12 protein-coding genes are annotated in these 11,742 nt (G+C 47.2%); 4 read left to right on the plus strand and 8 right to left on the minus strand.

Features of this window, described 5'->3' with window-relative positions:
- Positions 1-12 precede the first annotated feature (12 nt).
- The 8 genes from ACO0KY_RS01410 to ACO0KY_RS01445 all read right to left on the minus strand — a co-directional run bounded on the left by ACO0KY_RS01410 (position 13) and on the right by ACO0KY_RS01445 (position 7,756).
- Positions 13-651 carry an alpha/beta hydrolase gene (locus ACO0KY_RS01410; protein ID WP_423043640.1) on the minus strand — a complete coding sequence of 213 codons (639 nt, stop codon included), beginning with the start codon at positions 649-651 and terminating at the stop codon, positions 13-15.
- A complete protein-coding gene (locus tag ACO0KY_RS01415) occupies positions 648-974 on the minus strand; it encodes a (2Fe-2S) ferredoxin domain-containing protein (protein WP_186913915.1) in 327 nt (108 codons plus the stop codon). Before ACO0KY_RS01415 ends, ACO0KY_RS01410 begins: the two co-directional genes overlap by 4 nt.
- An 87-nt stretch (positions 975-1,061) precedes the next feature.
- Complete coding sequence (locus ACO0KY_RS01420; protein WP_423043642.1) at positions 1,062-2,189, minus strand: VanZ family protein; 1,128 nt, start codon at positions 2,187-2,189, stop codon at positions 1,062-1,064.
- A 13-nt stretch (positions 2,190-2,202) separates the two neighbouring features.
- Positions 2,203-2,841 (minus strand): ABC-type transport auxiliary lipoprotein family protein, encoded by a 639-nt coding sequence (locus ACO0KY_RS01425; protein WP_423043644.1) that lies wholly within the window; start codon positions 2,839-2,841, stop codon positions 2,203-2,205.
- A 10-nt stretch (positions 2,842-2,851) separates the two neighbouring features.
- Positions 2,852-3,808: an MlaD family protein gene (locus tag ACO0KY_RS01430; protein WP_423043646.1), complete on the minus strand. Its 957-nt coding sequence runs from the start codon at positions 3,806-3,808 to the stop codon at positions 2,852-2,854.
- A gap of 7 nt (positions 3,809-3,815) precedes the next feature.
- Positions 3,816-4,598 carry an ABC transporter ATP-binding protein gene (locus ACO0KY_RS01435; protein ID WP_423043648.1) on the minus strand — a complete coding sequence of 261 codons (783 nt, stop codon included), beginning with the start codon at positions 4,596-4,598 and terminating at the stop codon, positions 3,816-3,818.
- A gap of 3 nt (positions 4,599-4,601) precedes the next feature.
- Positions 4,602-5,726, minus strand: a complete 1,125-nt coding sequence (locus ACO0KY_RS01440; protein WP_423044138.1) for an MlaE family ABC transporter permease — start codon at positions 5,724-5,726, stop codon at positions 4,602-4,604.
- Positions 5,727-5,842: 116 nt separating this feature from the next.
- On the minus strand, positions 5,843-7,756 hold the full coding sequence (locus tag ACO0KY_RS01445) for a phosphoethanolamine transferase (RefSeq protein ID WP_423043650.1): 1,914 nt from the start codon (positions 7,754-7,756) through the stop codon (positions 5,843-5,845).
- Positions 7,757-8,311: 555 nt separating this feature from the next.
- Here ACO0KY_RS01445 and rpsL point away from each other — a divergent pair.
- The 4 genes from rpsL to ACO0KY_RS01465 all read left to right on the plus strand — a co-directional run.
- Positions 8,312-8,695 carry a 30S ribosomal protein S12 gene (gene rpsL, locus ACO0KY_RS01450; RefSeq protein ID WP_186913921.1) on the plus strand — a complete coding sequence of 128 codons (384 nt, stop codon included), beginning with the start codon at positions 8,312-8,314 and terminating at the stop codon, positions 8,693-8,695.
- Positions 8,696-8,837: 142 nt separating this feature from the next.
- The gene (rpsG, locus tag ACO0KY_RS01455; RefSeq protein ID WP_162039546.1) at positions 8,838-9,308 is read left to right on the plus strand and encodes a 30S ribosomal protein S7; all 471 of its coding nucleotides are present in this window, start codon (positions 8,838-8,840) and stop codon (positions 9,306-9,308) included.
- 129 nt (positions 9,309-9,437) lie between these two features.
- Entirely contained in the window at positions 9,438-11,543 is a 2,106-nt protein-coding gene (gene fusA / locus ACO0KY_RS01460) for an elongation factor G (RefSeq protein WP_186913922.1), read from the plus strand.
- Between the two features lie 75 nt (positions 11,544-11,618).
- On the plus strand, positions 11,619-11,742 hold a 124-nt coding region (locus ACO0KY_RS01465), incomplete at its 3' end, for a GTP-binding protein (RefSeq protein ID WP_017454492.1).

Below are 11,742 nucleotides of genomic sequence, written 5' to 3' on the forward strand. Positions count from 1 at the left end.
TTCGATGTTTTATCAGGACTTGTCCCACAAACTAGTGACCAACTGTTTGATATGGTGCAGACGGCGGTGAAAGAAGTGGTCAGCTCCAGGAATGACCGTCACCGGAATGTCCTGAGGACGTAGCCAGTCGAGTACTGCAGAGAGCGGAATAGTGTCATCCAGCTCGCCATGAACCAAAATTGTATCTGCGGGGATGTCCGGCATCGCCCATTTTCCGGCTGCAGCGCCGACCAATACTAAACGTTGTGCGGCATTGTTTTCTGCGATCAGACGTTGTTGTAGGCTGGCTTGAACAAAGGTACCAAAAGAAAATCCAGCAAGAGCGACAGGTAATCCGGGAAACCGTTCACGCATATGCTGGAGTAGCAAAGCCATATCGTCGGTTTCACCAATGCCCGCGTCATGCGTGCCGGCTGATTCGCCGACACCACGGAAATTCATTCTGACTGCGGCATAACCCAGTCCGGTGAAGGTACGTGCCAATGTTTGCGCTACTTTATTGTCCATGGTTCCACCATACAAAGGGTGGGGATGGGCAACTAGGGCTAATCCTTTTGGCAATCCCTGTGTTTCAGGATCAGGTAAATCGAGTGCGCATTGTAATGAGCCAGCAACACCGGTGATCAAAAAATGTTCAGTTTGTGCATTCATGTATTTGGTAATTTCAAACGTTCGACCACACCGCCACCGATCAGATCGACGTCAATGATTTCATCAATATCAGATTGATCGACAAAGGTGTACCAGGTGCCTTGCGGATAGACCACCATCACTGGGCCCTCTTCGCAGCGATCCAGGCATCCAGCTTTATTGATACGGATTTTTCCGTGACCATTCATATCGAGTTGTTTAACCCGACGTTTTGCATGTTCCTGCGCAGCCTGAGCGCCACGATCAGCGCAGCAAGGCCGACCATCGTCGCGTTGGTTCATGCAGAAAAAGACATGCTTTTGAAAATACAGTGGTTCAGACATGATGGGATTGTTTGTAGTTGTTGCAGTGGAGCATGTCAGTAAAGACCGACTTGCAAAGTTAAGGCAATATAATACTGCAAACCCGCATCATCCCGCGCGCGGCTTGCGTAACAGTGCCCAGAGAGCAAGAAATGGCCAAAACATCGATAAGAACTGCGCAGCACCATTAAAGTTCAAAAATTTTCCTTGTACCCAGGTTTGCATTGTTACTTCAAAGTAAGGATTATCAGGTAACAAGTTGACGACGACCATCGAGATTATTAGCAAAAGAAACGCTAAACGCTTTTGTACATGCACTGGCGCAAATGAAAAGCCGTACAACATTATCAGACTAATCAGCAAGCCGCCACGGGCACCGGGGGTAAACCACGCAAACGCATATTCAGGGTTGAACAGCAGTGCGCAGGCGAGAGATTTGCAGATTAACGCCATCAAGAGGAGCAACGGGGCCAGAATAAATTTCGGCGCATGGCGATTAAGTAAGCTCAGGCAAATCAGAATGGCACCCGTGCAACCGCAAGCTGTAATGAAGGCTTCCGCTAATAAATAGGCATCCGCATTGGGTTCGATTCCTTGTAAAAAGAAGGCGCTCAGATCGATGTCCATCTCAAAAAAATTGGTCAAATGTTGAGACAACAAGGGGGAAAATTGCCCCAGTCCGAACAGATACGCCTGTGGGTACAGTTGTGCCATAGGCCACAGACCTAAAATGACAATTTCCCTGCTAGATTCCTGGTACGTCCATTGTTTGCGCAGTAATTGCAAGCGCCCTTTTTCGATTAACAAAGGGGTTAACAATGCACCTGCCAGCGCGCCTATCACCGCACCGCTGGCATTGGTCAAAAAATCCAGCATAGACGTAACGCGGGTAGGTAAAAAGTACTGTACTAACTCTGCAGTTGCTGACACCGCCGATCCACATAAAATCGCGATCAATACCGCCCACCAACGATTAACTCGTGGGTACAGAGAGAACACGATCAGCATTCCAAACGGGACATAGCCGACGATATTGGTACTGACATCAAACACCGTCCAATAGTGCGGCCACTGCCGGATTACATCTGGCAGAGCTGATAGGTTGTTAGCACGCCAACCAGTAAATGGATACCAGCTCGCATACAAAATCAGAAAAAGGTAAGCGACCAGACTCGCCCGCGCAAAAGGGGAACTGCGCAGTGTTTTCGGGGGTGCTGTATGTTCAATTTGATTCATCGCATGATGCAAATCAGACCGCAGCTAATTGCGTCAGCCATTGTTGTATTTCACTGATCAACGCATCACTCGTTTCTTGCATCGCGCGGGCACCACCTGAGGCATCGGGAGTTTTGCTCGGAGATTGCACGCTAAAGCTGCGTTGTGCCAGGATCATTTTTCCTTTGCTCAGAACAGCGCGGGCATTGATTTGTGCATGGCTATTTGTGCTGCTTGTGAAGACTTGCGAAAATTCATCAAGCTCAATACGCAGAACTGGTTGCGTCACAATCCCATCATTGGCGTTGATGACTTGCGTGCCAGTTGCTAACATTTGAATTTTCAAGCGTTGCGCTAATAGCTGCGCTGGCGGCATGCTCCAACGCGCTTGTGCATAGGCTTTAAGTTGCTGTGCATTATCGTATTGCAGGCGATACCACATGGTATTGCTGTCGAGTGCTGGCACCACTTGAATATCTGCAAGGCTGACCTGTAATTTGGACGAACCATTGCCAACCGCGGGGATAGCCGGTAGACCAAAGTCATATTGCTGCCGTTGTATTGCGGCATTGCCCGAACAGGCGCTGAGTAGACACATCAGACAGCTGGCTGCCAGTAGAGGCAAATATGGTTTGTCAGCGAGATGAGTGAGAGTGCGAAAAAAGCGTGACATAAGATTTCCTTTATTCGGATGCTGACGCAGGTGCAACGAACCCTGGCTCACCTGGGCCTGGCGCTGGCGCTGAGTTACCAAACAAGATGCTTTGTGGTCTGTCGTTCAAATTTTCAGTCGTACGATTGAGCGATCGTAAGCTGCTACGGGCATCGCTGGTCAGCGTTTGTATGCGTGGCAAGGTTTCAGTCGTAATACCGTTACTGATTTGATCCAAGGTGTTATTAAAATGCGCAATTGGTCCTTCGCTGGACTGCAATTGACTACTGAGCTGGTTTAGATTTTGAGTAAATTTATTCGCATCGACGGACAAACTTTTTACCGAGCTTAGTGTACTGTGGGTTTGATCTATCAGCGCCGGAAGTTTGCTCAGACTAGGCGCAATCTGTGCAGGTACGGTTCCCCATTGTTCTGCCGCTTTGCCGACATGATCTATCGTCGACATCAGTGAAGAAGGATTTTGCGGGTCGAGTAAGTTGTTGATGCGTTTGGTGAGTTCTTCAGTTTGGCTCAGAATTGCAATGCCTTTTTGTTCCAAGTTTTGCAACATACTTGGCCGTAAAGGAATGCGCGGCAATGCGTCGTCATCTTGGGTGCTGGCGAGCAAAGCGTGACCTGGTTGTTTATCATCATCAAGCTGAACGAAAGCAATCCCGGTGACACCCTGATACGCCAGAGTTGCAAATGTGGCACTGGTCACTGGTGTAGTCGGGATGACTTCGACCCGAAGTATGATTTGACCGGGCACTTTGGGGTTGAAGTTGATATCGGTTACATTGCCGACTTTAATTCCTTTGTAGCGCACTGCGGCTTGCAGATTTAAGCCTGACACCGAGGAGCTGGTTACAATTTCATAAGGGATACGTTGTATCTTATCTCGTCCCAAAAAAATCGCGAACATGGCAGTAATTACCAATAAAGCAATGGTAAAAAAGCCAGCAATAAGAGCATGAGATCGGTTTTCCATGGCTTTCCTAATTGGTTGCTGAAGTCATGACTTCCATCGCCCGCAGGCCGCGCCCGCCGAGGAAGAAACTTTTAATAAATGGGTTCGGAAACGCCACCACTTCGTGTGGCGATCCAATGACGATAACGCGTTTTTCCGCCAGTACCGCAATCCGGTTTGAAAGTGCAAACAGGCTGTCGAGGTCGTGCGTCACCATAATTACGGTCAAAGCAAGTTGTCGGTGTAACGACTGGATTAATTGTACGAAGCTGTCTGAGCGGTCTGGATCGAGTCCGGCGGTTGGCTCATCCAGAAACAGTAATTGCGGATCGAGCGCCAGTGCGCGTGCTAAAGCGATCCGTTTGATCATTCCTCCGGACAAATCCGAGGGCATTTTGCGGGCATGTTCAAACGCAATGTCGACCATCTGCAATTTCAGATAAACCAGATCAGTGATGAGTTCTTCGGGCAACTTGCCGAATTCACGCAAAGGTTGCGCAACATTGTCAAACACGCTCAAGGCAGAGTACAGCGCACCATGCTGAAACAACATGCCGGAGCGCTTACGCAAATAATTCATGTGTCCTTCTTTCGGCGCGTGTATATCTTCATTAAAAACCTTGATCGTACCTCGCCGTGGTTTTTCCAGACCCAGCATTTGACGCATTAACACGGTTTTGCCGGTACCCGACCCACCGACGATAGACAAAATTTCACCGCGCTTAACTTGCAGTTCCAAATTGTCATGCACTACAGTGCGACCAAACTGGGTACGCAAGCCTTGAATATCGATGATGTAATCGGATTTCATCAATCAGTATCCTACTTTGCTAAAAATAATGGCAAATACAGCGTCTGCAATAATCACAACTGTGATGGAAATGACCACCGAGCTGGTAGTGCCGCGCCCCAGACTTTCGGTATTGGGCTCTATACGTAAGCCAAAATGGCAGGCGATGAGGGCGATGAGCAAACCAAACGTCGCACCTTTTCCCAGTCCTATCCAATAATTGAGTAACGGAACCGCGTCAGGCAATTTATAAATAAAAAATGCTGGCGACATACCAAGCAAGGCCTCCGCTGAAATCATGCCGCCTATTAATGCCATGATATCGGTCCAGATGATCAGCAGCGGCATGGCGATTACAAGGGCTAGTACCTTAGGCATAATCAACCTGAAACCATGTGGAATACCCATCACACGCATCGCATCTAATTCTTCTGTGACACGCATGACGCCAAGTTGTGCCGTGATGGCAGAACCGGAACGACCTGCCACTAAAATCGCTGCCAGCATAGGACCGAGCTCACGAATGATGCTCATACCCAGCAGATTAACGATGTACAAATCGCCACCGAATGCGCGCAATTGTTGTGCAGATAAATACGACAAAACAATACCAATCAAAATGCCGACCAAGGCAGTAATGCCCAGGGCTTGCGCACCCATGCGGTAAATGTTGGCTGATAATTCTTTCCATGGACCTTTCCATGGGCGCTGCGCAAAACGGCCAAGATCCAGCACTAATTGCCCAAGCAAGCTACTGAAGCTGACTAAATGGGCAAAAAAACCAAGCACGACCGCGCCTAGTTGCATGGTACGTGTCAGTCGTGGTTTAGGTACAACTGGCAAAGGCATGGCGGTAACTAATTCAAGTCGCTCAAAAATACCTTCATGTGCGGGCTGCATGATCAAATGTTTGGGCCGCTTTTTTCCCCATGCGCTCCAAAGTGTTTGCGCGCCGACATGATCAAGATTGTTTATCTGGCGTAAATCCCATTGTGCGTTGTTTAATACCATCGCCTCGCTGAGTTTCGCACTTAATTGCTTGAGCCGGTCGCCATGCGTGAGAGCATTGACTACCCATGCGCCCGCCGCGGTGATTACGGGCTCATTGGAAGTGCTAATGGTGAGGGTAGGCGGGATATCAATAGGCATGGAACAAGTGTAAGCGAGATAGTGTATTTCCTGCAATGAAACGACTATTGGATGTCTCACTGCGATCTTTTGGCATCAAATGTAGTGAGAAGTTCGGTGAAATTTTGAATTTACGTCTATTTTCGGCCCTTTTTCTTCTTGCGCACTGGCTTTTTCGCAATGACCTCGCGGCATGAACCATTCATATCGGCATGGTCATAGTCGACCCAGCCATGACTATCGACAAAACGGGTATGCCTTTGCAACTGGCTATTCAAAATGCTCCATTCAAGTTTTTCGTCCGGATATTGAATGTTGCCCATATCTAGTAGCGTATGAAACACGTTTTCTGTTGATAACTTGGATTTTTGATGCTTGTGTAACTGCTCGATTTTTTCCGGGAACTGTTCCCGATATGCATCGGAATACCAGATGAAAGCTGGAATGTGAAACTCAAACTGCGTGTTATGTCCGTGGAATGCTAATAAACAATCGCCGTCATACAAGGTTTGTCCATGATCTGACACGTACATCATGGTGCTTAGCTGATTGCTGGCTTTCAACCTCTCTATGAGCTCGCCCAGGATCCAATCCGTATAAAGGACAGAATTGTCGTAGCTATTGTTTAACGCATCTTTGTTTTTTAGATCTGTATATTCAGGATCAACGATGCCGAATAGTGATGGCTGCCAATGATCAAATTCTTTAGGATAGCGGTGGCTGTAATTCCAGTGATTGCCTAAGGTATGTAAGACGATCAGCTTCTTTGGACTCGGATCTTGCATTGCCTGGTTCATCGGCGTAAGCAATACATCGTCAAAATTCGAGTTGTTGGTAAATCCACCCAGATTCAGAAATGCAGTCACATCCGCTTCTTTGGCGAATGCGGATACCGGTGTATCAAATTTGCCGAAGCTCATCTGATTAGAAATCCAGAACGTCTTGAAGCCTGCTTCTTTGTACGCAGTTAAAAATGATTTTTCTGAAAAACCTGCTTTTAAACCCATTGTGGCTGGTTTGCGCGAAACAATGATCGGTACCGATAAGCGAGTGGCAGTGACCGGCGTCACCATATCATTCAGACTGACGAGATTGCTTTCAGAAGAGAGGCGTGGGTTAGTGTCGCGTTTGTACCCATTCAGACTCCAACGATCAAATCGAGACGATTCGCCAATTACCACCACTACCGTTTGCGGCGCCTTAGGATCGCCAATTAGCTTCGCGTGGAAGCTAAAATTGCGGTTTTTTTCTGATAGTTCCTGAAAATAAGTGCGTTCGTTCCAGAAGTCGATCGCATATGAGACCAGTCCAAATGGCCAGGTTTGCGTCATTACCTCTTCGCTGTAAGGTATCGCTGCCCAGGCGGGTAGCTTGCCGGGGCTCTTGGCAAGGCGTTGGCGCAGGCGTTCCAGATCAGGGTTGCTTAGCACTCTTCCTTTAGTTTCGGTGGTTGGAGTGTTAACGGGCGTGTCGTCTTCATCGCTACTATCCAGGTTGCTAGGTGCGACAACTGGTGCGGCTGCGATCCCCACGCAATGACCATATTGCCAGATGGCCGTGCCAAGCAAAGCCAAGGCAATGACGATCCAGCGCGAGAAATGCCGCCATGTCAGTTCTGGGCTCGAGCGCGCCGCTTTGAAGCTTATTCCCCACCAGCCACAAATAGCGATAATTAAGATAAATAATAACCAAACCTTCTGCCCTAGAAATTCCATTGCTTCTTTTGGGCTGGTCTCAAACATAATACCCAGATGATGGGTAGAGATGCCTTGCCCAAAGTAAAGGCGCAAATAAATTTCGACCGGCACTGCCAGCATTGCCGGTAACAGAAGATAGTGAAACCAGCGCGGGCTTTGAAATGCCGCCCAGAAAACCACCCATGCTATCGCTTCAGTAAAAAATAGCTGCCACGCATGTTCAACAGGCTTGCCAATTACGAATGAAAAAAACGCGACTGCCGACAGCAAAATATAGCTGCCTAGCAAAAAGCAGGAACCAGTTCTTAGTGACCATAGTGGTCGAAGTGATCTGAGTGAAAAACGCGTCATCATGGCTTTTGCCGTTGTCCGGCAAGTCTTAAGGTCAAAAAAGCGAGTAAAAAAGGCGTAGAAAAGTAGTAATAAAAATAAATTAATCTTTTAACGGCACGTTTTTTAAGCAAAGCGCGACAATATAAATGATTTGCGGAGCTTGTGGTTAGGACTTCGCAATAGCGATTGTCAAATACGCTAAAGTGACAAAAGCGACATCTTGCGATGCTAGTGCTTTAATCTGCAATTTTTTTCAAAACACGGAAATACTTGATTTATCGAAGAAATTTTCTACCCTGAGAGTTCTCATTTCATCTATGCATTCGCAAGCACGCTGAATAAAAATCGTTGACAGCCTTGTGTAATGGGGCATAAAATTGCGAGTTCTCGATTTTGGGTTTGCACTTTTTAGTTATTTGTTTGCATAACATGATGTGAATTGACTGCTTAAAAAGCAGGCAAATTCAGATAAATCGGGCTCGTCTGAATATAAACGGACGTAAAAAATGATTCTTAGTTCCCGGGCAACCGTTTCCGGGTTTGTGTTTAACGTTGTATTTTGTTGGATTAAAAACGATGCCAACCATCAATCAACTGATTCGCCAACCACGTGTTTCCGCACGTGTAAAGAGCAAATCGCCGGCGCTGGAAAACAGCCCGCAGAAACGTGGCGTTTGCACCCGCGTTTATACTACAACTCCAAAAAAGCCTAACTCGGCTTTGCGTAAAGTTGCTAAAGTTCGCCTGACCAACGGTTTCGAAGTTATTTCGTACATCGGCGGTGAAGGTCATAACCTGCAAGAACATAGCGTAGTTTTGTTGCGCGGTGGTCGTGTTAAGGATTTGCCAGGTGTTCGTTACCATATGGTTCGCGGCGCATTGGATACCCAAGGTGTTAAAGACCGTAAGCAAGCTCGTTCCAAATATGGTTCTAAGCGCGCTAAGGCAGTTAAGAAGTAATTATCTCGTAATTTAATCTCCGTAAAATTTACGGATCAGTGTCGGTTCGGAATGAGCCGAGTAAGTGACTGGCTATGATGGCCTGTCGCGAGTGCCAGTAAAGTGTTATTTGGTGCTCAACTGAAGATTGAAAGGAATTGAAATGCCACGTCGTCGTGAGGTCCCGAAACGGGACGTATTGCCGGATCCAAAATTCGGTAATGTAGAAGTAGCAAAATTTGTTAACGTATTGATGTTGTCCGGCAAGAAGTCTGTTGCTGAAGGCATCATCTACGGTGCATTCGACCACATCCAACAAAAATCTGGTAAAGATCCATTGGAAGTGTTCGCTCTGGCAATCAACAATGCAAAACCACTGGTTGAGGTTAAATCCCGCCGTGTTGGTGGTGCAAACTACCAGGTGCCTGTAGAAGTTCGTCCAGTTCGCCGCTTAGCTTTGTCTATGCGTTGGTTGCGTGAAGCCGCTAACAAGCGTAGCGAAAAATCCATGCCACAACGTTTGGGTGGAGAGTTGCTGGAAGCCGCTGAAGGTCGTGGCGGTGCAATGAAGAAACGTGATGAAGTCCATCGTATGGCAGAAGCCAACAAGGCCTTCTCTCACTTCCGCTTCTAAGAGTAAGAGTAGGGAGCCTTTGTATGATATTTATGCAACGGCTCTGGCAAGTATTTTGAATCAGGCCGGGCGCGATTTTTACAAAAAAATTGCGCTCGGTTTTGTCCATTAAAAGATTTAGGATTATCTATGGCCCGTAAGACCCCCATTGAGCGCTACCGCAACATCGGTATTTCCGCTCACATTGATGCAGGTAAAACGACGACAACTGAACGCGTTCTGTTCTACACCGGTGTAAATCACAAAATCGGTGAAGTGCATGACGGCGCCGCTACCATGGATTGGATGGAGCAAGAGCAGGAACGTGGTATTACTATTACTTCAGCAGCGACAACTTGCTTCTGGAGCGGTATGGCGAACAACTTCGCTCCTCACCACATCAACATCATCGATACACCAGGCCACGTTGACTTCACTATTGAAGTTGAGCGTTCTATGCGTGTTCTGGATGGTGCTTGCATGGTTTACTGCGCAGTGGGTGGTGTTCAGCCTCAGTCCGAAACAGTATGGCGTCAAGCTAACAAGTACAAAGTTCCACGTTTGGCATTCGTCAATAAAATGGATCGTACTGGCGCGAACTTCTTCAAAGTGTACGATCAAATGCGTGCACGTTTGAAAGCGAACCCGGTACCTCTGCAAGTGCCTATTGGCGCTGAAGACTTGTTCGAAGGTGTTATCGATCTGGTTAAGATGAAGGCAATCATTTGGGATACAGCATCTCAAGGTATGAAGTTCGAATACCGTGATATTCCTGAAAATCTGGTAGCTGAAGCGCAAAAATGGCGTGAAAACATGGTTGAAGCAGCTGCTGAAGCCAGTGAAGAGTTGATGAACAAATACCTGGAAGAAGGTGATTTGTCTGAAGCCGACATCAAGCAAGCATTGCGCGCACGTACTATCGCTTCTGAAATTGTTCCAATGCTGTGTGGTACAGCATTTAAGAACAAAGGCGTTCAGGCAATGTTGGATGCGGTTGTTGAATACTTGCCATCCCCAGTTGATATTCCACCAGTTCCTGGTGTGAATGACGATGATGAGCCAGTTGTGCGTAAAGCAGAAGATACAGAGAAATTCTCTGCGTTGGCATTTAAAATCGCAACTGATCCGTTCGTTGGTCAATTGTGCTTCATCCGTTGCTACTCAGGTACATTGAATTCAGGTGATAGCGTTTATAACTCTGTTAAAGAGAAAAAAGAACGTATCGGCCGTTTGGTTCAAATGCACGCGAACCAACGTGAAGAAATCAAAGAAATGATGGCCGGTGATATCGCTGCGGTAGTTGGTCTGAAAGACACAACAACTGGTGATACGCTGTGTGATGAAAAAGCAATCGTTGTTCTGGAGCGTATGGTGTTCCCAGAGCCAGTTATTTCTCAAGCTGTTGAGCCAAAAACTAAGGCTGACCAAGAGAAAATGGGCTTGGCATTGAACCGTTTGGCGGCTGAAGATCCATCGTTCCGCGTACGTACAGACGAAGAATCTGGTCAGACAATTATCGCCGGTATGGGCGAGTTGCATCTGGACATTATTGTTGACCGTATGAAGCGTGAATTCAACGTGGAAGCAACTGTTGGTAAGCCACAAGTTGCCTACCGCGAAACAATTCGCAAAACTTGCGAAGAGATCGAAGGTAAGTTCGTTAAGCAATCCGGTGGTCGTGGTCAATACGGTCACGTGGTATTGAAGATCGAACCGCAAGAGCCAGGTAAAGGTTTTGAATTCGTTGACGCGATCAAAGGCGGTACTGTTCCACGTGAATACATCCCTGCGGTTGAAAAAGGTGTTCGCGAAACATTGACATCCGGTGTATTGGCTGGCTACCCAGTGGTTGACGTTAAAGTTACACTGTTCTTCGGTTCTTACCATGACGTTGACTCCAACGAAAACGCGTTCCGTATGGCGGGTTCGATGGCGTTCAAAGATGGCTGCCGTAAAGCAAGCCCAGTTATTCTGGAGCCAATGATGGCTGTTGAAGTCGAAACACCAGAAGACTACGCTGGTACTGTGATGGGTGACTTGTCTTCCCGTCGTGGTATGGTTCAAGGTATGGATGAAATTGCTGGCGGTGGCGGCAAAATCATTAAAGCTGAAGTACCTTTGTCTGAGATGTTTGGTTACTCTACATCCCTGCGTTCAGCAACTCAAGGTCGTGCAACTTATTCCATGGAATTCAAGCACTACTCTGAAGCGCCTAAGAACGTTATCGATGCAATCGTAACATCCAAAGCTAAGTAATTCGTATCAAATAAACCTACCCCCAGCGGGGTAGGTACTATGTTAATAAATCGTTCTTTTTGAAGGAAGAATAAAATGGCAAAAGGTAAGTTCGAACGCACCAAGCCGCACGTCAACGTCGGTACAATTGGTCACGTTGATCACGGTAAAACTACACTGACAGCAGCGATTGCGACAGTATTGTCCAAAAAATTTGGTG

The organism is Undibacterium sp. Dicai25W, from assembly GCF_049340505.1.
Lineage (GTDB): Bacteria > Pseudomonadota > Gammaproteobacteria > Burkholderiales > Burkholderiaceae_D > Undibacterium > Undibacterium jejuense.